Origin of the sequence: Microbacterium sp. VKM Ac-2870 (assembly GCF_015350795.1) — a bacterium.
In the GTDB taxonomy this organism is placed as follows: domain Bacteria; phylum Actinomycetota; class Actinomycetes; order Actinomycetales; family Microbacteriaceae; genus Microbacterium.
On sequence record NZ_JADKSH010000002.1, the window covers coordinates 451,530 to 473,345 of the forward strand.

Sequence of the window (21,816 nt, forward strand, 5' to 3'; positions counted from 1 at the left end):
CCCGTGCGGGTCGGGCCCAGCGACCTTCAGATCGGTTCACATGGATCTCCTCATCGTCGGCTCCGGCTTCTTCGGCCTCACGATTGCCGAGCGGGCTGCGGCGTCCGGTCGCAAAGTGACGGTCATCGACCGACGCCACCACATCGGTGGCAACGCGTACAGCGAGGACGAAGCGACAACCGGCATCGAGGTACACCGGTACGGAGCCCATCTGTTCCACACATCGAACGCGACCGTATGGCAGTACGTGAACCGGTTCACGACATTCACCGACTATGTTCACCGCGTATACACGAACCACAGGGGGGTCGTGTTCCCGCTGCCGATCAACCTTGGCACGATCAATCAGTTCTTCCAAGCTGCGTACTCGCCCGATGAGGCGCGCGCACGGGTGCTCGAGCTCGCGGGGGAGTTTGACCCGACCTCGGCTCGGAACCTCGAGGAGCGCGGCATCGGTCTCATCGGACGCCCGCTGTACGAGGCCTTTATCCGGGACTACACCGCGAAGCAGTGGCAGACGGATCCGAAAGACCTGCCGGCGGAGATCATCAGCCGCCTTCCCGTGCGGTACACGTATGACAACCGGTACTTCAACGACACGTGGGAGGGTCTGCCGATCGACGGGTACACGGCGTGGCTGGAGCGAATGGCCGACCACCCGAAGATCGAGGTCAAGCTCTCCACCGACTACTTCGACGAGTCTCAGCCGCTGAATAAGCGGGCGACGGTCGGACAACTGCCGGTCGTGTACACCGGCCCCGTGGACCGCTACTTCGACTACGCCGAGGGCGAGCTCTCGTGGCGGACTCTGGACTTCGAGGAGGAGGTGCTCGACGTCGGCGACTTCCAGGGCACCAGCGTCATGAACTACGCGGATGCCGATGTCCCGTATACCCGGATCCACGAGTTCAAGCACTTCCACCCGGAGCGCGCCGACCGCTACCCGACCGACAAGACGGTGATCATGCGGGAGTTCTCGCGCTTCGCGACGCGAGACGACGAACCCTACTATCCCGTCAACACACCCGGCGATCGCGCCGGACTGCTCGCGTATCGAGATTTGATGAAGGGGCAGAGGGACGTGCACTTCGGCGGACGTCTGGGGACCTACCAGTACCTTGACATGCATATGGCCATCGGATCCGCACTCTCCCTGTGGAACAACCGGCTCGCATGAAACCTGCGGCTCCCTCGCGCCGCGTGCGCGCGATCTGGGTCGGCGCCACCGCAGCCGCTGTTCTGGTGGGCGTGCTGCTGATGTATACCGGTGTGACGCCGTGGGCGGCGCCCTTCGCCGTGCTGATTGCACTGACGCTCGCGATCGGCCAGCGAACGTCGTGGCCCTTCGCTCTCGCGGCGGCGATGATCGTGGAGATCGCGCTGCTCGCTCTGATGCTCCGCTTCATGCCAGACTCGGGCCTCACCCTGGTCGGCGTGGCCTCGCTCATGTTCGCGATTCTCGGATTGGTCGCTGTCGTGGCCACGACCCGATCCGGAACCCTGCGCCTGGTGGGCCGCCGTGAGTTGCGCATCGTCGTCCCCCTGCTGGCTGTTCCCACGCTGGCCCTTGTGCTGGTGGGGATGACCACGGTCGGCACCGGCGACCTCGAATGGGCGATGCACAACGACGCCGTGTGGAATCTGGTGACCACCAGAATGCTGATCGCCGACGGCGGGCTCAACGCGATCGCGCACCCGAACGCGTCGCCGCTCACTCCCGGACTGTTGGCTATCGCCGCCGCGGTCGGTCGCGATTCCGTGCTCCCGCAGAATCTCCTCCGGCACGATGTCGGCGCGTTCGCTGCTTTCTGGCTCATCGCGACCTCGACGACAGCACTCCTCGGCGCTCTCATCGGCGCCCGCAGCGTGCACGGAGGTGCACGGACCTTGCGCGTCATCGCAGCGGCGATCGTCGCCGCGATCCCTTTCACGTGGTTTGTCTTCGGCTTTGCGGCGCAGTTCGGCTTCTACAACGCGACCTTGACGCTGTTGTTGTTGCTCGCCTCGTGGCTAGCCTGGCTTGAGACGCGTGTCACTCCGGTGGTGGGCGCGGCGGTGCTCAGCCTTGCGGCCGTTGCCTTGCTCGCGACCTGGGCGCCGGTCGCCGCGGTGCCCTTCGCTCTCGCGGTCTTCGCACTCGGCTCCCGTGCCGCCTCTCTTGCTCGTGAGGGGTTTCGCTTGCGAGAGGTCTCTCTGCTGGTGCTCGCAGTTCTCCCCGTGCCGATCTACATCGTCGCGGTGACGCTGCCCGATCTTCGACGGGAGGGAGCCGCCCTCGCGGTGGACGGCGGGATCATGCAGCTGCTTCCCGTGCATGTCGCCGTCATCGTCGTTGCGACGCTCGTCGTGACGGTTCTGACCGCCCTACATCTGCACCAACGTCACCCGATGAATGGCCTTCTGATCGTTCTCGCCGTCTCGGCGGTCGTCGGCGCCTACCTCGTCGCTCAGCGCGCGGGCGCGGCACATTGGTGGGGGTACTACCCCGCGAAGTTCGCCTGGCTCATCTCATCGATGCTCATTGTGATCCTGACCGCCGCGTTGCTTTCCGAGCTGGCGAGCACGAGGGGACGCCGATGGACCGCCATCGGGGTCGCCGCGATCTCCGTTGCCACCCCGTTCGTCCTCATGGCGCAGGTGCCACCGACGTCAGACCGCATCGCTTCGGTGTTTACTCCCATCGCCATCGTCACCAACACCGGCGTCGCCGCAGGGAATCCTGCCGCACAGCGGCTCTTCGATCTCGCCGAACCCGGCGTGCGCACGATGGCGCTGTCCTATCTCAGCCCGTCCGGAGACGCCTTCCTCAACAGTTGGCTCCTTCAACTCGAGTCGACCTCGTCGGCCGATCCGATCCGGACCTACTCGTACATCATGGATCCGCGCAACGAGGCGCAGGCATGCGAAGCGGTGCGAGCCTGGAACGCGCCGGTGCGCATCGTCTCCAGCGATCCCGCAATGCCCGACCGCTTCAGCGCCCTCTGCGCCGGCGCCGATCTGAGCTTCGATCTCCGTGACACGGCGGCGCCGGGCGGAGGGTGACCGCCGGCGCTGCCCGGGAGCGGTCTACCCCGCAGCAACCAGCGGCGGCATCGGCTGCCACGCGGCATCCCGCGCGATCTTGCGTCCGTCGCGGAGCCCCCGGAAGAGGTTCGAGGTGCCGCGGACGGTGCGTTCGACCAGCAGCAGCCGGATCAGCTCTTTGCCGAAGGTCAGGGTCGTGCCCAGCCCGAAGAGCACCGGGTTGTAGACGCCGGCGGAGCGGTAGTAGCGCTTGATGATCGCGCGGTTTCGCATGATGTAGTACCGGTAGGCGTTGCTCGACGCGTTCATGTGTCGGATGCCCATGTCCCACTGTTTGATCTCACGCGTGCGGCGCAGCACGAACTCGTTGACGATCACGGACGTCGTCAGGCGCGACGCGAGCCAGCCGTACGTCTGGTCATCCCAGTAGATGAAGAAGCGCGGATCGGGCAGTCCGATCTGACCGACGATGTCGCGGTGGATGAACATGCCCTCGAAGCAGCCGGAGTTCATCTCCTTGTAGCCCGACTCGTCGAAGCCGCTCGGAGCGAACGGAATCGGGATGGCCAGGGCCTCGGCGACCCGGTACTGCCAGTAGAACTCGCTGCCGTCGAAGTCGTAGCGTCGTCCCTGGATCGACTTGAACCGCGGCGCCCACGCCCCCATCTTGGCGAGCCCGTCCGGCAGAACCTCGACGTCGTCGTCCATCAGCCAGATCCACGTCGAACCGAGCTCGTACGCCACTCGCATGCCTTCGCTGAACCCGCCGGAGCCGCCGGTGTTCTCGTCGAGCCGACGGTAGACGAGTTCGGCGCCGAGGCGCTCGCGGTAGGACTCGACGACCTCGGTCGTGTTGTCGGTGGAGGCGTTGTCGACGATGACGACGTGGCCCGGCTTCGGGTCCATCGCCGTGATGCTCTCGAGGAGCTTCGTGAGCAGAGCGGAGCGGTTGTAGGTGACGATTGCGATCGTTGCGCTGGCAGGCGTGAAGGTATCGTTCGGCGCCGCGTCGGGGCGCGAAAAAGTGGAGGCCATGGCCTCAGCAGTGTAACCCGGCGACCTTCGCGCTCACCGTGGCGCGCGCTCGGGCTCGCCCTGTTCACCGACCAGCCGCTGCTCCGACGCGCCCCGGCCGAGCAGCGGCGCCTGCTTGATCTTGAAGGCGAGCAGGACGATCATCAGCCATCCCCATCCGATCAGGGGGGAGGACTCGGCGAGACCTTGAACGAGCAGGATCGCCCCGGCGAGGGTCGGCAGCAGCGTGACGGCGGAGTAGGGGCGATCGGCGACCAGGTCCCATCGCGGGCGGTCGACGGCGAAGAACCAGGAACGCCAGACATACGCGAAGAAGGTGAGTGTCAGAAGGGCCAGCCCGATCGCACCGAGCTGGAAGAACGCGTCCAGCCACATGTTGTGCGCCTGCACGACGGTCTGTCCCTGCTCGACGATCCACCCGTCGAATGCCGGGTCGTCCGGCAGCCACGGCGACGCGAAGCCCCACCCGGCGAACGGCCGCTGCGCTGCCGTCGCCGCGACGATGGCCCAGATCCCCTCGCGGCCGGTGAGCTCGGCGGAGCGCCCCAGCACCGAGAACAGTGGCCCGCGTGACAGCCAGAACGCGACGAGGCCGCCCGCGGCCACCACGGCGTACACGACGTAGTACCGGGTGCGCTCACCCGCCCGCCGCGTCGTACGCATGGCGAGCACGGTCGCGAGCACGACGAGTACGGTGGCGGCGGCCAGCCACCCGGTCGCCGACCCCGCGCGCACGAACAGGAGGGCCGCGAGCACGAACCACGCGGCGAGCAGCGAGCGCCGCGGGGCCCCCGATGCGAAGCGGATCGCGAAGACCACCATCGCGAGCAGCGCGACGTAGGCGAGGGCCGTGGGGTCACCGAAGATCCCTTGCACGCGGCCGCCGTCGAACAGGTGGTCGCCCGACCAGACGGCGGACGAATCGCCGGTCGACGGGCCGGGGCGCAGGAAGCCCGGAAGGACCGGCCCTCTCCACACCAGCGAGACCCACAGCTCGAACAGAACCGAGAGTGCCAGCACCCACTTCAGAGCCGATGCGATCGCCCGCACGAGTTCTCGCCACGTCAGCACGGAGCCCACGAACATCGCCTGCACGGTCGTGACGACCAGCAGCACCAGCGTCACCGCGGTCGCCATCGGGTGTGCGCTCCACAGGAGCGAGGCGATCGCGAAGATCACATACGAGACGGCGAACCAGGGCAGTCGTCGCCACTGGACCGGCGGTCGGAGGGTGATCCACAACACTCCCGACGCGACGCCCGCCGCCACGACCGTCACGGCGGTCCCGACGACGCCCGCGACCATCAGCCATGACCCGCCGGCGAGGGCAGCGGCGATGACGAAGATGCACCATCCGCGCAGAAGGAGATGACCCGACGTGGCACGGATCGGGGCGGTCGGCGGCGCCCCGACGGGGTGCTTCGTGTGGACGGCCATGGTCTGATCAGAGTAGCGCGGGAGCAGTCCTAGGCTGGGGGCATGCTGACGCCGATCGCCAACGAACCACGCGACTACTCCTGGGGCTCCACGACGCTCATCGCCACCCTGGAAGGCCGCATTCCGACCGGCACTCCGGAAGCGGAGATCTGGTACGGCGACCACCCGGGCTCGCCGTCTCGTACGCCGGACGGGCGCACTCTGGACGTTGCGCTCGCCGATGCCGGCCGCCCTCCGTTGCCGTTCCTGCTGAAGCTGCTCGCCGCGGCGTCGTCGCTGTCGATCCAGGCCCACCCCACGCGCGCGCAGGCGCGGGAGGGCTTCGCCCGCGAAGAGCGCGCCGGCATCCCACGGGGTGCCGCCGACCGTCTGTATCGCGACGACAACCACAAGCCCGAGATCATCGTTGCGTTGAGCGACGAGTTCCGCGCGCTCGTCGGGCTGCGTCCGCTGCCCGCGACCCGGCGGCTGCTGGACGCGCTCGGCGAAGGGAGTGCTGTCTCTCAGATCCGCGAACTTCTCGGTGCCGCCGACGCCGGAGCCGCCGCCGAAGCGGCGCTGCGCCGTGTGCTCGCCTGGGCCCTGGGCGAGGCGGATGCCGCCATCGTCGCCGACCTGACGATCGCGCTGGAGCACGCCGAGAGTGTGGAGTTCGCCGACGAACTCGCCGTCCTGCGCGCCGCGGCCTCCGACTTCCCCGGCGATGCGGGCTTGATCGTCGCGTTGCTCATGAACCTCGTGACCTTGCACCGGGGTGAGGCGCTCTTCGCACCCGCCGGGGTCTTGCACGCGTACCAGTCCGGCCTCGGCGTCGAACTGATGGCGGCGAGTGACAACGTGATGCGCGGCGGCCTGACGCCCAAGCACGTGGACGTGCCCGAACTGATGAGCGTGGTGGATGTCACCCCCGGTCCGGCGCCCGTCATCCACGGTCGACCGGTCGACGGCGGGGCGGTTCTCGCCTACGACACGCCGGTCGACGATTTCGCTCTGTCTCGCGTGATCGTCGGTGGTGTCGAGGAGGTCCGGGTGCCCCTGAGCGGCCCCGCGATCGCCCTGTGCACGGGCGGAGCGGTCACCGTCGCCGGCGCAGAGGATGCCGTATCGCTGCGGCCGGGTGCCGCGGTGCACATCGCCGATGAGGAGAGCCTGCGCATCTCCGGCGACGGGGAGATCTTCGTCGCGCAGCCCGGCGCCTGACCACCTCGCACCACCCGTGACACATCCGAGACACGCCGACGGCGCGCCGTGAAGGTTCAATCCCGCATTGAGGGTTTACGATCTGCGACTTGACCGCAGCGAATGACAAGGGTGTAATTATCCCAACACGCGCATCAGCGCATCGGGAAAACGTGGGGAGAACGATATGACCGGTTACCGCTCCGGCGTCCCCGACAACTGGTTCGTCGACCCGGTCAACCTGGGTGTCCCCGGGGTGCGTCGGCCCGCGCCGACCGAGGAGGACACCGCCCTCGCCTGGCAGGCCGACGCGCTGTGCGCGCAGACCGACCCGGAGGCGTTCTTCCCCGAGAAGGGCGGATCGACGCGCGACGCGAAGCGCATCTGCACCACGTGCGATGTTCGCGGCGAGTGCCTCGAGTACGCCCTCCAGAATGATGAGCGCTTCGGGATCTGGGGCGGACTCAGTGAGCGCGAGCGCCGCAAGCTCAAGCGTCAGGCTTGATTCCGCGGCGTCAGATCCCGAGACTCGCGGGCGGCCTCCGGCACGGGGCCGAACTCGCGCTTAGGCTGACCAGGTCATGCCCGCCCGAGTTCACGCAGTCCTGGTCGTGCGCCCCGATGCGCGCGTGGCCACCGACATCCGCCTGCAGCGCGCGCTGTCCGCGCTCGAGGCGCAGTCGCGCCCGGTGGATGTGCTCACCATCGTCCTCTGCGGCGCACACGCCACCGACCGCGAACTTCAGCGCATCGCCGGTGAGTCCGGCGCGGAGGGTGTGATCACCGCCGACCGCGGCACCTCGTTCGCGGGAGCGCTCGACCTCGCTCGTCGCCGCCTCGACGGCGACACGGTCTGGATCCTCTCTCAAGACACCGTTCCGGCACCCGACGCGCTCCTACGCCTGGTCGGCGCTCTCGAGACGTCCCCTTCCGTCGCCTTCGCCGCTCCCAAGCTGGTTCGTGCCGATGACAACGACCGCATCGTCTCGCTCGGTGTGTCGCTCACCCACGGCGGACGCACCGTCGGTCTGGCCGACGGCGAGCACGATCAGGGTCAGCATGACGCCGGCGACGACGTTCTCGGCGCCGACATCCGCGGCGTCCTGGTGCGCACCGACCCCTGGCTCGCATTGGACGGACTCGACACGGCGCTCGCGGGCGCCGATGAGGGTCTCGATCTCGGGGTGCGTGCGCGATTGCGCGGCGGCCGCGTGGTGCTCGCCCCGCAGGCGATCATCGCGATCGTCGATGCCGATCGCAGCGACCCTCGCACTCTCGGCGACCGCTTCGAGCCGGCCGGCATCCGTCGTGCGTATGCGCAGCGCACCGCGCAGCTGCATCGGCGGCTCGCGTACGCGCCGCCTGCGGCGGTCGCGGTGCACTGGCTGTCCTATCTGCCGTTGGCGTTGCTGCGCTCTATCGCCCACCTCCTCGCCAAGCGTCCCGCACTGATCGGTCCCGAGTGGGCGGCCACATTCGCGGTCATGTCCAAGCCAGGCGCGGTTGCCCGGGCCCGCCGCGGCATCCGCACCGACCGTCGGGTCTCGTGGGCTCAGCTGGCGCCGCTGCGGGTGAGTCGGCAGCAGCTGCGCCAACGCTTGGACGACGACGTCGTCATCGACGGCACCACTCGCGGCGAGCTGCGCTTCTTCTCCGGCGGGGGAGCGTGGATCGTCCTGGGCGCCCTGCTGGTCTCTGTGCTCGCCTTCTTGTCGCTGCTCGCCTGGCCGGTGCTCGGCGGCGGTGCGCTGGCACCGCTGCGCGCGACCCTCACTCAGCTCTGGGCGGATGCCGCGGCGGGGCTGCGACCGCTCGGCTGGGACAGCTCCGGTCCTGCCGATCCCTTCAGCGCGGTCGTCGCCGCGCTCGGCTCGCTCTGGCCCGCCGCGCCCTCTCGCGTGATGGTCGTGCTGTGGGTGCTGGCGCTGCCGCTCGCCGCTCTCGGCGGCTGGTTCGCGGCGACCCGGCTCACCGAACGCCCCGTGGCGAGAGCGATCGTCGCGGTCGGCTACGCCCTGGCCCCGAGCCTGCTGGACGCGCTGGCGACGGGCCGGCCCAGCGTGGTCATCGCCCACCTCCTGCTGCCATGGCTGCTGTGGACGGCCGTCGTCGCCCACCGGTCGTGGACGGCAGCGGGGATGGGGTCGGTGATCGCCGTCGCCGTCACCGCATGCGCGCCCTCGATCGGCCCTGCGCTCGTCGTGTTGTGGATGGTCGCCGTGATCCTGACCGCGGCGGTCGGCCGTGCTCGGGGTCTCGCCCGGGTCATCTGGCTGCTCGTTCCCACCCTCGCCGTCTGGATCCCCATGATCTGGCATCGACGCGGCACGGGAGATCTGTGGGGTCTGCTGGCCGACCCGGGGGTTCCCGTGCCCGCGGGCGAGTCGGCCGATGCGGCCCGCCGCTTCGCCCTGGCATTCGGCTTCCCCTCGACCGGCGGCGCCGGCTGGGACCAGCTGATCGGTGGCGTCGGGACCTGGGCGTTCCTCCTGGTCGTGCCGCTCCTCGTGCTCGCCGTGGCCGCCCCGGTACTGTCGCGCGTGGTCGCTTCGGCGGTCGTCCTGGTCATCGCGCTCACATCCCTGGCGACGGCCAGCCTCGTCGTCGGCATCGTCGTCACCACCGATGCTGCCGTGCGCATCGCGATCTGGCCTGGTGCGGCATTGAGTCTCTACTGGCTGGCGCTCCTCGGCGCGGCCGCTCTCGCTGTCGACGCACTTCCGGACCGTGCGCGGCTGCGTGCCCCGCTCGCCGCCGTGGTGCTCGTCACCCTCGCGGTCAGCGCCGTGCCCGCCCTCACTGCGCTGCCCCGCGGAACATCGGCGCTCACCAACGGGCCGAGCAGCACGCTGCCGGCGTATGTCGAAGCCGAAGGGCGCGCGGGACTGGGCAACGCCACTTTCGTGATCACCCCCGCGGCCGACGGCGCCGTCGTCGCCGATGTGGTCTGGGGTGAGACCTCTGCGCTGGGTGGGCAGAGCACGCTGCGTTCGGCCCGACTGCAGCCCGACGATGGCGATGCCGAGACCGCACGGTTGACGGCCGAGCTCATTGCGGCGCCCTCGGGTGATGCCGTATCGGAGCTGGCCGCTCACGGCGTTGCCTTCGTCCTGTTGGCCGGTGGGGGCGACGGTGAGTCGGATGCCGCGCGTGCGGTGCGCATCGGTGCGGAGACGGCACTCGACCAGCGCAACGATTTGGAAGTGGTCGGTGAGACCGGCAAGGGCAAGCTGTGGCGCGTCACCGACGGCGTCGTGGACCGTCCGGCCGCCTCTTCGGCCGTCACGGTGGACGCCGCGCTCCTGCAACTCGGCGTGATCCTGATCGCGCTGCTGCTGGCCCTGCCCACGCGTCGTTCTCTGCGCCTGAACCGTCGTCGCTCGCGCATCGTCGGTCTGGGAACGGGTGGTGCGTGGTGAGTGAGCGCAGCGTGTCTCAGCTCGGACGGGTGACGGTACGTCGAACGGTCGGCGTGGTGGTGGCCGCGGCAGCCGTCGTCAGCGCCGTTGCGCTCGTTCTTCTCCCGCTGCCGGGCCTCACCCGCGACCCGGTCGCCGTGCAGACCCACTCGCCGGCATCCGCGTCGGTCGAGAGCTGCGTGGGACCGCTGCTGGCCAGCGGCCGCGATGCGACGAAAGCCGCCCAGCTCACCGAGGCGGCCGGTTCGGTGCTGACGTCGGCGGCCACCGCCGCCGGAAAGAGCATCCCGTCCAACACGGCACCCCTTGCGATGCCCGACGTGACCGGCGGTCAGGGCGCCCCGGCGCTTCGAGCGGCACCGGTCGACGGGGAGCCGGCTGACATCGCCGCCGCCTCTTCCGCGCAGATCGGCGCCGAAGATCTCAGCGGCTTCGCCGCGTCGGCGTGTGCGCGGCCCGAGATGGAGTCGTGGTTGGTCGGCGGATCTGCCGCCACCGGCGCGTCCGACCTGGTCCTGCTCTCCAACCCGGGCACGGTCGCCGCACGGGTGAGCATCACCGTGTACGGCGCCACAGGCGGAGCGGTACCGGTGGCCGGCAACGGCCTCGTCGTCGCCGCGGGCACGCAGCGGGTGATCCCGCTGGCTGCCCTCGCCATCGGCGAGGAGAACCCCGTGCTGCGGGTGACGTCATCGCAGGCTCCCGTCCGCGCCGCTCTGCAGTCCAGCATCACCCGCGTGCTCGTGGCCGGAGGTGTCGATCAGGTAGGGGCCGCGACGGCACCGAGCAGCGACATCGTCATTCCCGGCGTCCCCGTCGTGACCACGCAAGGCGGCGCCGGCGAGAGCAATGTGCCCACCTCCCTGCGCCTGCTGTCGCCGGGGGCCGACACCCAGGCGACAGTGACCGTGCTCCAAGGAGGAGCGGCCGTGGGGACCGCGCAGACCGTTCCGCTGAAAGCCGGCGTCCCGCTCAAGCTCGACCTCGGAGGCTTGGCAACCGGAACGTACGCCGTTCGCGTCAGTGCGGGAGCCCCCGTCACGGGCGCCGTGTGGGCGACCTCCGGATTCGGCGCCGGTAGCGACTTCGGGTGGTTCGTGGCCGCCGACGTGATCTCCGCCCCCGCGCTCGTCGCTGTCGCCGGCGCCAGCCCGGCGACAGGAACTCCGACGCTGACGATCGTGTCCTCCGACGCCGTGGCGCAGACTGTCGTTCTCACCGCGGGTGCAGGAGCAGGCGCCTCCACGGATGTCACGGTGCCGGCCATCGGCGCCGTGACGGTGCCGGTGCAGTCCGGTCAGGTCTACCGCATCGCGCCGGGCGGCGGGGGTGTGAGCGCGGCGGTCACCTACGCGGCGGCGGGTGCTATCGCCGGGTACCCGGTCGCTCCCAGCGCCTCGGCGGCCTCGGCGGTCACGGTGTACCCGCGCTGATCGCGACGCGCGTTCGCGGGTGGGCCGGCGAGTCGATCAGAAGTAGCGGAACCGCTCGGGGCCGAGGTCCCAGGGGTCGCGGTCGAGATACTCGGCCGCCGCACGGAACACACATCCTTCGATCGCCATCCGTCGATGCAGCTCGTCCTCACGGTGCAGGCTGCCGAGGCGCTCGATCGGAAGGCGGTACAGCACGATGCGCTGCTCGGCCGTCGATACGCTCCAGCGGGGGATGCCGTCGTCATCGGATGCCGGCGGCATCAACGCGACCTCGAAGCGCACGTCGCGCAGCTCCGGCCAGGCGCTGCGCAGGAACTCTGCTGCGGTGCTCACCGCGAAGTCGAATCGTTCTTCGCGCGTCTCCTGGGCGGGCAGCGGCGGCCGGACCACGGGGCTGCGGTCTTCGCGCCCGTGCCGCCCGTGCCGTGATGCCCGCACGTGCGGAGCACTGCCCGCGCGCCGCCTCATCATGCCTCGAGTCTAGGTCAGCTCGCGCCCGCGCCGCGGGGCGAAGCCGGCCGCGGCGGCGCGGCATCCCCGCCCTGCGGCGTGCGGCGAGTACCGTGACATCGATGCGAACTCGACTGTGCTCGAAGGTGGGCTGTGCCCGCGAGGCCGTGACGACCCTGACCTACGACTACGGCGACCAGATGGCCGCGCTCGGGCCTCTCGGCGCCGGCCGCGACCCGCACGCACACGACCTCTGCGCGATCCACACCGATCGGCTGTCGGTGCCCAAGGGATGGGTCGTCGTGCGTCACGAGACGCTGCGCGTCTGAGCGCACGCATCTGACGGACGCTTCACACGCGCACATACACACAGGCTCGCCGCCGCCGGAGTGCGAGAATGGGCGGATGTCGACCACTGCCGCACCCGCCGCCCTTCACGACTTCGTCGTCGCCGACCTGAGCCTCGCCGAGGCCGGTCGCCACCAGCTGCGTCTCGCCGAGAACGAGATGCCGGGTCTGATGGCACTGCGCGAAGAGTACGGCCCTTCCCAGCCGCTCGCCGGCGCCCGGATCGCCGGATCGCTGCACATGACCGTGCAGACCGCCGTGCTGATCGAAACGCTCGTGGCGCTCGGTGCTCAGGTGCGTTGGGCCAGCTGCAACATCTTCTCCACCCAGGACGAGGCCGCGGCCGCCGTCGCCGTGGGTCCCCACGGCAGCGTCGATGAGCCCGCGGGCATTCCGGTCTTCGCCTTCAAGGGCGAAACGCTCGAGGAGTACTGGCAGCTCGCGGACCGCATCTTCGACTGGTCGGCAGAAGGCTTCGACGGTCCCAACCTGATCCTCGACGACGGAGGCGACGCGACGCTCCTTGTCCACAAGGGCGTGGAGTTCGAGAGGGCGGGAGCAGTGCCCGCGGCATCCGACGCCGACTCGCTCGAGTACCGCATCGTGCTCGACACGCTGCGGGCGAGCCTTGCCCGCGATCCGCAGCGGTTTACGCGGATGGCGGCCCAGATCGTCGGCGTGACCGAGGAGACGACGACGGGTGTGCACCGTCTGTATGAATTGGCGGCCGCAGGCACGCTGTTGTTCCCCGGCATCAACGTGAACGACTCGGTCACCAAGAGCAAGTTCGACAACAAGTACGGCATCCGACACTCGCTGCCCGACGGCCTCAATCGCGCCACCGATGTGCTCATCGGCGGCAAGGTCGCCTTCGTCGTGGGTTACGGCGATGTGGGTAAGGGCGCGGCGGAGGCGCTGCGCGGCCAGGGTGCGCGTGTGATCATCGGCGAGGTCGACCCCATCTGCGCGCTCCAAGCGGCCATGGACGGCTTCCAGGTCGCCCGTCTGGAGTCGGTCGTCGGCGATGTCGACATCCTCATCACCGGCACGGGCAATACGCGTGTGGTCACCGTCGAGCAGCTGCAGCAGCTCAAGCACCTGGCGATCGTCGGCAATGTCGGCCACTTCGACGACGAGATCGACATGGCCGGACTCGAAGCCATCCCCGGGGTCGAAAAGGTCGAGATCAAGCCGCAGGTGCACGAGTATCGCCTGCCGAGTGGTCGCAGCATCCTCGTGATGAGCGAGGGGCGACTGATGAACCTGGGCAACGCGACCGGTCATCCCTCTTTCGTCATGAGCGCGTCGTTCACCAACCAGGTGCTCGCGCAGATCGAGCTGTACACGAAGCCGGAGCTGTATCCCGTCGGCGTGTACGTGTTGCCGAAGATCCTCGACGAGAAGGTGGCTCGGCTGCACCTGGCAGCGCTGGGGGTCGAGCTGACCGAACTCACCGCCGAGCAGGCCGCGTACATCGGTGTGCCGGTGGAAGGGCCCTACAAGCTCGAGCATTACCGCTACTGAACCGCGAACATACCCGCTCCACGCAGCGCTTCCCGTCTCGGGCGGGAGGCGCTGTGTGCGTCGACGGCGCAATTCACAGATGCGTAGGGGACACAGACGAAACGCCCAGGCTCCGCTTGCACAATCGTCGGGGACGAGGGAGTTCATCTCGTGTTTGTTTTGATCAGATCAAAATTAGGTAGACTGTCCTCGTGACCGCCCCGCACACGCACGGACCCGCCGCGACTGCCGCTGCGGCACTACGTGGTGCCGGGCTGAAGGTCACCGAGTCGCGCACCGCCGTATACGACGCGCTGCGCGTCCTGCCGCACGCGAGCGCCGACGACGTCTTCCTCACCATCAGTGGGCGGATGCCGCGGGCCCGCCGCCAGTCGGTCTACAACGCGCTGGGCGACTTCGCCGAGGCGGGCATCGTCCGCCGCATCGAGCCGGCCGGTCGGCCCATGCTGTACGAGCTGCGCGTGCAGGACAACCACCACCATCTCGTCTGCACCTCGTGCGGCACCGTCGTCGACGTGGATTGCGCCGTCGGAGCCGCCCCCTGCCTCGAACCGTCCGACACCCATGGCTTCACCCTCACGACGGCGGAGGTCACGTACTGGGGGATCTGCCCCTCGTGCGCGTCCGCCACCGACACCCCCCTCACGGAAGGAACACCATGACCGACCACGACCCGAGTACCGCCGGCATCGGCGAAGATGCGACCGAGATCGACCAGTCCGTCACCGTCACCGACACCGAAGAGGCCTATGCCGAAGAGGCGGCGACCTGCCCGGTCGTCCACGCGCAGCCCCACCCCACGAGCGGTTCCGCGAACCGTGTGTGGTGGCCCAACCAGCTCAACCTCAAGATCCTCGCCAAGAACCCGCAGGTGCGAAACCCGCTCGATGCCGACTTCGACTACGCCGCCGCCTTCGAGGCGCTGGATCTCGCCGCGGTCAAGAAGGACATCGAAGAGCTCCTGACCACGAGCCAGGACTGGTGGCCCGCCGATTTCGGCCACTACGGACCGCTCATGATCCGCATGGCCTGGCACTCCGCCGGCACCTACCGCGTCACGGACGGCCGCGGCGGCGGGGGAGCGGGTCAGCAGCGCTTCGCGCCGTTGAACAGCTGGCCCGACAACGTCAACCTCGACAAGGCGCGGCGCCTGCTCTGGCCCGTGAAGAAGAAGTACGGCCAGTCGATCTCGTGGGCCGACCTGATGATCCTCGCCGGCAACGTGGCACTCGAGTCGATGGGGTTCCGGACGTTCGGATTCGCCGGCGGTCGTGCCGATGTGTGGGAGCCGGACGACGACGTGTACTGGGGCCCCGAGACCACGTGGCTCGGCGACGAGCGCTACTCCGGCGACCGCGAGCTGGACAAGCCGTTGGCCGCCGTGCAGATGGGCCTCATCTACGTGAACCCCGAGGGCCCCAATGGCAACCCCGACCCGCTCGCTTCGGCGCGTGACATCCGTGAGACGTTCGGACGGATGGCGATGAACGACGAGGAGACGGTCGCGCTCATCGCGGGCGGCCACACCTTCGGCAAGACGCACGGCGCGGCATCCGACGAGAACCTCGAGGACAACCCTGAGGCCGGCGGCCTCGAGATGCAGGGCCTCGGCTGGAAGAACAATCACGGCACCGGTCGCGGCGACGACACGATCACCTCGGGCCTCGAGGTGACGTGGACCTACCACCCCACCCGTTGGGACAACGAGTTCTTCCATATCCTCTACGCCTACGAGTGGGAGCTCATGAAGAGCCCCGCCGGCGCCCATCAGTGGCGGCCGAAGGCCGGTCAGGGTGCCGACATGGTCCCGCTGGCGCACAGCGACGGCAAGCGTGAGCCCCGCATGCTCACGAGCGACCTCGCCCTGCGCGTCGACCCGGAGTACGACAAGATCTCGCGCACGTTCCGCGACGACCCGGAGGCGTTCGCCGACGCGTTCGCACGCGCCTGGTTCAAGCTGACCCACCGCGACATGGGGCCGGTCGCCCGCTACCTGGGCGCCGAGGTGCCCGATGAGGAGCTGCTCTGGCAGGACCCGGTGCCCGCTCCGGCGGGTGCGCCGCTCACGGCGAACGAGGTCGCCGACATCAAGGCGCGCGTGCGGGCTTCCGGTCTCACCGTCTCCGAGCTGGTCGCCACCACCTGGGCGGCCGCCTCGACCTTCCGTGGCAGCGACAAGCGCGGTGGTGTCAATGGCGCCCGCATTCGCCTGGCTCCGCAGAAGGACTGGGAGGTCAACAACCCCGCCCAGCTGCACCGCGTGCTGAGCGTGCTCGGCGGCATCAAGGCCGACGTCGAACAGTCGGGCACGACGCTCTCGCTGGCCGACCTGATCGTCCTGGCCGGAAATGCCGCGGTGGAGAAGGCCGCGGCCGATGCCGGCGTCGAGGTCGAGGTACCGTTCCACTCCGGGCGCACCGACGCTTCGCAGGAGCAGACCGATGTCGAGTCGTTCGCATTCCTCGAGCCGGCGGCCGACGGGTTCCGCAACTACCAGGGCCCCCTGGCGCCGATGCCCGCCGAGTACCACCTCATCGACAAGGCCAACCTGCTCACGCTGACCGCACCCGAGATGACGGTTCTCGTCGGCGGTCTGCGCGTGCTCGGTGCCAACTGGGACGGGTCGCCGTACGGGGTGTTCACCGATCGCGTCGGTGTGCTCACGAACGACTTCTTCGTGAACCTCCTCGACCTCGGCACCACCTGGAACCCCCTTGATCCGGGCGCGCACGCGTTCGCCGGCGCGAAGGACGCGACCGGGGAGAAGGTCGGTGTCGGCACGCGCGTCGACCTGCTCTTCGGCTCGAACTCTGAGCTTCGTGCGTTGGCGGAGGTCTACGGGGCAGACGACGGCGCCGAGAAGTTCGTGCACGACTTCGTCGCGGCCTGGGGCAAGGTCACCGAGCTGGACCGCTTCGATCTGCACCGCTGAACGGCATCCGAGATGAGTGGGGCCCTTCCCAACGGGAGGGGCCCCACTCTCGTCGTGGCATTCGGTGCCATCCCAGCCGCGTCCGATACTGTGTTCCTGCGCCCTGCCGCGTCTGCGGCATCCGGCCATCCCGAAGGACGAATCAGGCCATATGACTTCCCGCATCCTCGTTGTCGACGACGACGTCGCGCTCGCCGAGATGATCGGCATCGTGCTGCGCACCGAGGGCTTCGAACCGCTGTTCTGCGCCGACGGCACCGTGGCCGTGGGCGTATGGCGTGAGGAGCGCCCCGATCTGGTGCTCCTGGACCTCATGCTGCCGGGCATGGACGGCATTGAGATCTGCACCCTGATCAGGGCCGAATCCGGTGTGCCGATCATCATGCTCACCGCTCGCACCGATACCGCCGATGTGGTGCGCGGACTCGAGTCGGGCGCTGACGACTACATCGTCAAGCCGTTCAATCCGAAGGAACTCGTCGCCCGCATCCGCACGCGGCTGCGGCCGGCAGCCGAGCCCGCCGGCGGCGACCTGCGCATCGGCGACGTGGTCGTCGACGTGGCTGCCCACGAGGTGCGACGTGCCGGCGAGGTCATCGCCTTGACGCCGTTGGAGTTCGAACTTCTCGTCGCCCTCGCCTCGAAGCCGCAGCAGGTGTTCTCGCGGGAGATGCTGTTGGAACAGGTGTGGGGCTACCACTACAAGGCCGACACCCGGCTCGTCAACGTCCACGTGCAGCGCCTTCGTGCCAAGGTCGAGATCGATCCCGACAACCCCCGGATCGTCATGACGGTCCGCGGGGTGGGGTACCGCGCCGGCGCGGTGGTCTGATCGGCTCGGAATGAGCCCGCAGACCGCGAGCGTGCCGACGTTGACCGGCTGGCGCGACTGGCGCAGCTGGCCGCGGCGCGTTCAGTACGCCTGGCGGCGCTCGCTGCGTTTTCGCACCCTGGTCATCACGATCGGGGCGACGGCGTCCGCCATCCTCATCGCGTTCGTCGCCATGGCGCTCGCCATCCAGAACGACCTCTTCGAGTCGCGGGTGCAGCAGGTGCAGGAGTCGGTGCAGCGCGCCACCCAGTCCACGCAGCAGACCCTCGACGCCGCGCAGATCGACGGTGACGGCGCGGCGCTGCAATCGCTCTGGAATAACGCGACCGACTCGATCGCCCGCCAGGCCGGCACCGACATGATCGCGGCATTCCGCATCTCCGACGCACCCTCGTCGATCGCACCGCAGGACTTCCAGAAGGGGGGGCTGAACGCGACGCTGATCACCCCGGGGCTGCGCAGCGCCGTCCAGGCGGATGCCGAGAAGCGCTGGTGGCAGTCGGTGGGACTTCCCTCCGCCGACGGCACCAGCATCCCCGGAGTCGTGATCGGTCAGCAGATCCAGTTCCCCGAAGTGGGCGCCTACGAGTTCTACTTCGCCTACGACTTCGCCCCCGAGCAGCAGACGCTGCAGTTCGTGCAGATCACGCTCTGGCTGGTCGGAGCGGGCCTGGTGCTGTTGATCGCCGCCATCTCCTGGTTCGTCCTCCGGTCGGTGACCGTGCCGATCGCCGAAGCCGCGGAGACGAGTGCGACCCTGGCGGCGGGTGACCTGGCGGTGCGTCTTCCGGTACGCGGCGAGGATGAGTTCGCCACACTCGGACGCTCGTTCAACGCGATGGCCGACAGCATCGAGGCGCAGATCAAGGAGCTCGCGGAGCTGTCGATGGTGCAGCAGCGCTTCGTCTCGGACGTGTCGCACGAGCTGCGTACGCCGCTGACGACGATCCGACTCGCCAGCGACATGCTCAATGATCAACGCGAGAGCTTCGACCCCACGACCGCGCGTGCCGCCGAGCTCCTGCACGCCCAGGTGCAGCGATTCGAGACGCTGCTGACCGATCTGTTGGAGATCAGCCGTTACGACGCCGGATCGGTGCAACTGGAGTACGAGCCGACGAGCCTCGCCCACCTCGCAGAAGACGTCATCGCCTCGATGCAGCAGCTCGCCGATCAGCACGGCACCGACGTGCGCCTCGTCGCGCCCGGTGGCTACTCGCCCGTCGAGATGGACCCTCGTCGGGTGCGCCGCGTGGTGCGCAACCTGCTCGGCAACGCGATCGAGCACGGCGAAGGGCGGCCGATCGTCGTGACCGTCGACAGCAACCAACGCGCGGTGGCGATCGGTGTGCGCGACTACGGGCTGGGGATGAGCGCCGCCGACGCGGAGCGCGTCTTCGATCGCTTCTGGCGCGCGGATCCCTCACGCAAGCGCACGATCGGGGGCACCGGGCTGGGGCTCTCGATCGCGCTCGGCGATGCGAAGCTGCACGGCGGCACGCTCGCGGTCTGGTCGGAACTCGGTCGCGGCACCAACTTCGTCCTCACCCTTCCCCGCCAGGGGCAGATTCTCGACGCCGCGTCGCCGCTGTCCGTCGACCCCGGGGACGACGGCGTCTCGCTCGACGATCTCGGTCTCACGCAGCCCATCACCGTCTTCGACAGGGGGACTCGCTCATGACCCGTGTGCGTATGCGCGCCCTCGCGGCCGCTGTCGTCGTCGGCATCCTCTCTTTCGCACTCGCCGCGTGCGCGGGCCTGCCGACGTCGGGCCCGGTGAACCCGGGCGTTCGTATCGCCGACGACGGCGACGCCAACGACTTCGCGTTCATCCCCAAGGGGCCGGTCAAGGATGCGACCCCGCAGCAGATCGTCGAGGGCTTCATCGCCGCCGGTACCGGTCCCAGCAACAATTGGGAGACGGCCCAGCAGTTCCTCGCGCCCGGCTTCAGGGGCACGTGGAAGCCGCAGGCGGGGGTGACGGTGTACTCCGCCGGACAGCGGACCTTGCAGCAGGTGTCGACAGGGGAGTTCCTCCTCAGCGTCACCCCGGTGGCCACGGTGGATGCCGCCGGTGAACTGTCCACGGCACCCGACGATGGGGCGATCCCCCTCTCGTTCAAGCTGGCGCAGCAGAGCGACGGTCAGTGGCGCATCACCCAAGCGCCCGACGGGATCGTGCTCGATCAGACCCGTTTCACCACGGTCTTCGACGTCTACTCGCTGATGTACTTCGATCCGACGTGGACGTATCTCGTGCCCGACGTGCGGTGGTTCCCGCGGTATTACGCGGCGACGGACATCGCGGAGGCGCTCGTCGACGGCGCGCCCGCAGCGTGGTTGCGCGGTGCGGTCGTCAGCGCCTTCACCGACGGCGCGCGTCTCGAGCTGACCTCCGTGCCGCGACAGTCGAATGTCGCGCAGGTGACACTGCAAGATGGCGCACGCGCACTCGACCAGGTCGCGCTCAACCGCATGCAGACCCAGCTCGAGGCGAGCCTGAAGACCGCTGACATCACGGGCGTCGACATGTTGCTCCCCGGCGGCCAGCCGTTGACGGCGCAGGCCGTCGACGTCCGCTCGACCGCGGTGGCATCGAATCCGCTCGTGCGCACCGCCACGGCGTTCGGGTTCGCGTCGGGCACCACCATTTCACCCATCGGGGGACTGTCCGACGCGCTGATGTCGGTCGACGCCACCGACATCGAGGTGAACGCCGATCGCACGACGGCCGCCGTGCGAGACGCCTCCGGCGCCGTCGTTGCCGTGCACGCCGACCAACCGCTTCGACGTCTGGACACGCGATCGGGCCTCATCGCCCCGTCGATCGATCCGTCCGGGTACATCTGGTCGGTGCCGTCGGGCGCGCCGAGCGCTGTCAACGCCTATGCCCCGGACGGCACGGTCGTGCAGGTGGGTGGGGCATGGTCGGGTGCGTCGCAGATCCTCGCGCAGAGAGTGTCGCGCGACGGCACCCGGCTGGCGGCGGTGGTCCGCGACGGCGACCGCTACGTGGTGTGGGTCGCGGGTATCCAACGCGACCGCAACGGTGCGCCGACGTCGATCGGAACACCCGAGAAAGTTCTCGAAACCCTCCCCGGTCCCGCGTCGGCGCTCACCTGGCTGGACGCCAGCACGCTCGGCGTGCTCGCCACCGACGGAAGCGACGAGTTCCTCGACACCCTCACGGTCGGGGGCTTCGCCGCCACCGTTCGCACACCCGGCAACAGCAGGGCGGTCGCCGGCCAGACCAAAGACGCGCGGCTGCTCGATGCCTCCGGCGAGCTGTACGCACAGCGTGTGGCCAACTGGCAGCAGATCCTCGGCGATGTCACCGTGCTCGCAGTGCAGCAGGGTGTGCCGCGCTGACGCGTGTCGCTTCCTCCCCGGCGTGGGTTCCTGCCGCGGTGTCCACCGATCGCTGCCGGCGCGGTGGATGTCGAACGTGGCGCCCTGGACGCTGGGTGCATGACCGATGTCACGTCTCGCCCCGCCCGCCTTCGTGCCGTTCTCGGCGACGCGTGCGCGGGAGCACTCGCGCTGTTGCTGCCGGTCTGGTGCGCCGGATGCGACCGTCCTGACGTCGCGCTGTGCACCGAGTGTCGACGGCTCTTACGTCCGCGCGTGTGCCGCCGCCCGTTGACGGCGCAGATCGACGTGTTCTCGGCGCTGGATTTCGACGGTGTGCCCGCGCGCGTGGTGCGCGCGTTCAAAGAAGACGGTCGCACGGCGCTTGCACGTGCGCTCGGAACCGCGCTCGCCGCGGCTGCGGGTGAGGCTGTCGAGGCCACCGGGCACGATCCGTTGATCGTGCCCGTCCCGTCGTCGCGCCGTGCCTTCCGCCGTCGTGGCTACGAGATCGCGGGGCTCTTGGCGCGCCGGGCAGGGCTGAGCCCGGTGCCGGCGCTCGTATCGCGCGGCACGGTCGCCGATCAGCGCGGTCTCGACCGACGCGGACGCGCTGAGAACGTCGCCGGTAGCCTCCGTGCCCGTGGCGTGGCGGGGGTCGAGGTCATCGTCGTCGACGACGTGGTCACGACCGGGGCGACGCTGCGTGAAGCCGTTCGGGCGCTCTCCGACGACGGCGCACGGGTGGTGTCTGCCGTCACCGTCGCAGCCACGCCACGACACGCGCGGTAGCGCCGACATCATCGCATCCGCTCACCGTTCGCACCGGAGCTTCGGAGGTGACAGCGGGGCGGC

General features: G+C 69.2%; 17 protein-coding genes. 14 read left to right on the forward strand and 3 right to left on the reverse strand.

The annotated features are described in order from the left end of the window. Positions 1-40 precede the first annotated feature (40 nt). Positions 41-1,177, forward strand: a complete 1,137-nt coding sequence (gene glf / locus ITJ43_RS06025) for a UDP-galactopyranose mutase (protein ID WP_194582914.1) — start codon at positions 41-43, stop codon at positions 1,175-1,177. After that, on the forward strand, positions 1,174-3,042 hold the full coding sequence (locus tag ITJ43_RS06030; RefSeq protein WP_194582915.1) for a hypothetical protein: 1,869 nt from the start codon (positions 1,174-1,176) through the stop codon (positions 3,040-3,042). The genes glf and ITJ43_RS06030 overlap by 4 nt, the downstream gene beginning before the upstream one ends. A 24-nt stretch (positions 3,043-3,066) precedes the next feature. On the opposite strand, the gene ITJ43_RS06035 is transcribed toward ITJ43_RS06030, so the two are convergent. After that, on the reverse strand, positions 3,067-4,059 hold the full coding sequence (locus ITJ43_RS06035) for a glycosyltransferase family 2 protein (RefSeq protein ID WP_194582916.1): 993 nt from the start codon (positions 4,057-4,059) through the stop codon (positions 3,067-3,069). A gap of 33 nt (positions 4,060-4,092) precedes the next feature. Next, a complete protein-coding gene (locus ITJ43_RS06040; RefSeq protein WP_194582917.1) occupies positions 4,093-5,496 on the reverse strand; it encodes an O-antigen ligase family protein in 1,404 nt (467 codons plus the stop codon). 42 nt (positions 5,497-5,538) lie between these two features. Between ITJ43_RS06040 and manA the strand changes: the two genes are divergently transcribed. From manA to ITJ43_RS06060, 4 genes are all read left to right on the forward strand, one after another. Continuing rightward, the gene (manA, locus tag ITJ43_RS06045) at positions 5,539-6,696 is read left to right on the forward strand and encodes a mannose-6-phosphate isomerase, class I (RefSeq protein WP_194582918.1); all 1,158 of its coding nucleotides are present in this window, start codon (positions 5,539-5,541) and stop codon (positions 6,694-6,696) included. Between the two features lie 166 nt (positions 6,697-6,862). Next, positions 6,863-7,180, forward strand: coding sequence for a WhiB family transcriptional regulator (locus tag ITJ43_RS06050; RefSeq protein ID WP_194582919.1), 318 nt, complete (start codon positions 6,863-6,865; stop codon positions 7,178-7,180). Positions 7,181-7,256: 76 nt separating this feature from the next. Then, complete coding sequence (locus ITJ43_RS06055) at positions 7,257-10,094, forward strand: glycosyltransferase (protein ID WP_194582920.1); 2,838 nt, start codon at positions 7,257-7,259, stop codon at positions 10,092-10,094. After that, entirely contained in the window at positions 10,091-11,527 is a 1,437-nt protein-coding gene (locus tag ITJ43_RS06060) for a DUF5719 family protein (protein WP_194582921.1), read from the forward strand. The genes ITJ43_RS06055 and ITJ43_RS06060 overlap by 4 nt, the downstream gene beginning before the upstream one ends. 36 nt (positions 11,528-11,563) lie before the next feature. On the opposite strand, the gene ITJ43_RS06065 is transcribed toward ITJ43_RS06060, so the two are convergent. Next, complete coding sequence (locus ITJ43_RS06065; protein ID WP_194583195.1) at positions 11,564-11,917, reverse strand: metallopeptidase family protein; 354 nt, start codon at positions 11,915-11,917, stop codon at positions 11,564-11,566. Between the two features lie 182 nt (positions 11,918-12,099). Between ITJ43_RS06065 and ITJ43_RS06070 the strand changes: the two genes are divergently transcribed. From ITJ43_RS06070 to ITJ43_RS06105, 8 genes are all read left to right on the forward strand, one after another. Then, entirely contained in the window at positions 12,100-12,306 is a 207-nt protein-coding gene (locus ITJ43_RS06070) for a DUF3499 family protein (protein ID WP_194582922.1), read from the forward strand. 76 nt (positions 12,307-12,382) lie between these two features. Beyond that, positions 12,383-13,849, forward strand: a complete 1,467-nt coding sequence (gene ahcY, locus ITJ43_RS06075) for an adenosylhomocysteinase (RefSeq protein WP_194582923.1) — start codon at positions 12,383-12,385, stop codon at positions 13,847-13,849. A 191-nt stretch (positions 13,850-14,040) separates the two neighbouring features. Next, on the forward strand, positions 14,041-14,511 hold the full coding sequence (locus ITJ43_RS06080; RefSeq protein ID WP_194582924.1) for a Fur family transcriptional regulator: 471 nt from the start codon (positions 14,041-14,043) through the stop codon (positions 14,509-14,511). Further along, positions 14,508-16,781 (forward strand): catalase/peroxidase HPI, encoded by a 2,274-nt coding sequence (gene katG, locus ITJ43_RS06085; RefSeq protein WP_194582925.1) that lies wholly within the window; start codon positions 14,508-14,510, stop codon positions 16,779-16,781. Before ITJ43_RS06080 ends, katG begins: the two co-directional genes overlap by 4 nt. 151 nt (positions 16,782-16,932) lie before the next feature. Next, positions 16,933-17,613 carry an MtrAB system response regulator MtrA gene (gene mtrA / locus ITJ43_RS06090; protein ID WP_194582926.1) on the forward strand — a complete coding sequence of 227 codons (681 nt, stop codon included), beginning with the start codon at positions 16,933-16,935 and terminating at the stop codon, positions 17,611-17,613. A gap of 10 nt (positions 17,614-17,623) precedes the next feature. Continuing rightward, a complete protein-coding gene (mtrB, locus tag ITJ43_RS06095; RefSeq protein WP_194582927.1) occupies positions 17,624-19,294 on the forward strand; it encodes an MtrAB system histidine kinase MtrB in 1,671 nt (556 codons plus the stop codon). Further along, the gene (locus ITJ43_RS06100) at positions 19,291-20,982 is read left to right on the forward strand and encodes an LpqB family beta-propeller domain-containing protein (RefSeq protein ID WP_194582928.1); all 1,692 of its coding nucleotides are present in this window, start codon (positions 19,291-19,293) and stop codon (positions 20,980-20,982) included. Before mtrB ends, ITJ43_RS06100 begins: the two co-directional genes overlap by 4 nt. A 99-nt stretch (positions 20,983-21,081) precedes the next feature. Then, complete coding sequence (locus tag ITJ43_RS06105) at positions 21,082-21,753, forward strand: ComF family protein (RefSeq protein WP_194582929.1); 672 nt, start codon at positions 21,082-21,084, stop codon at positions 21,751-21,753. Positions 21,754-21,816: the final 63 nt, after the last annotated feature.

Excerpts from the sequence above, each read along its gene's own strand:
- ITJ43_RS06040 (WP_194582917.1), bottom strand. The coding sequence starts at position 5,496 with ATGGCCGTCCACACGAAGCACCCCGTCGGGGCGCCGCCGACCGCCCCG.
- glf (WP_194582914.1), top strand. The coding sequence starts at position 41 with ATGGATCTCCTCATCGTCGGCTCCGGCTTCTTCGGCCTCACGATTGCC.
- ITJ43_RS06030 (WP_194582915.1), top strand. The coding sequence starts at position 1,174 with ATGAAACCTGCGGCTCCCTCGCGCCGCGTGCGCGCGATCTGGGTCGGC.
- mtrB (WP_194582927.1), top strand. The coding sequence starts at position 17,624 with ATGAGCCCGCAGACCGCGAGCGTGCCGACGTTGACCGGCTGGCGCGAC.
- ITJ43_RS06035 (WP_194582916.1), bottom strand. The coding sequence starts at position 4,059 with ATGGCCTCCACTTTTTCGCGCCCCGACGCGGCGCCGAACGATACCTTC.
- ITJ43_RS06105 (WP_194582929.1), top strand. The coding sequence starts at position 21,082 with ATGACCGATGTCACGTCTCGCCCCGCCCGCCTTCGTGCCGTTCTCGGC.
- manA (WP_194582918.1), top strand. The coding sequence starts at position 5,539 with ATGCTGACGCCGATCGCCAACGAACCACGCGACTACTCCTGGGGCTCC.
- ITJ43_RS06055 (WP_194582920.1), top strand. The coding sequence starts at position 7,257 with ATGCCCGCCCGAGTTCACGCAGTCCTGGTCGTGCGCCCCGATGCGCGC.
- ITJ43_RS06050 (WP_194582919.1), top strand. The coding sequence starts at position 6,863 with ATGACCGGTTACCGCTCCGGCGTCCCCGACAACTGGTTCGTCGACCCG.
- ITJ43_RS06100 (WP_194582928.1), top strand. The coding sequence starts at position 19,291 with ATGACCCGTGTGCGTATGCGCGCCCTCGCGGCCGCTGTCGTCGTCGGC.
- ITJ43_RS06070 (WP_194582922.1), top strand. The coding sequence starts at position 12,100 with ATGCGAACTCGACTGTGCTCGAAGGTGGGCTGTGCCCGCGAGGCCGTG.
- ahcY (WP_194582923.1), top strand. The coding sequence starts at position 12,383 with ATGTCGACCACTGCCGCACCCGCCGCCCTTCACGACTTCGTCGTCGCC.
- mtrA (WP_194582926.1), top strand. The coding sequence starts at position 16,933 with ATGACTTCCCGCATCCTCGTTGTCGACGACGACGTCGCGCTCGCCGAG.
- katG (WP_194582925.1), top strand. The coding sequence starts at position 14,508 with ATGACCGACCACGACCCGAGTACCGCCGGCATCGGCGAAGATGCGACC.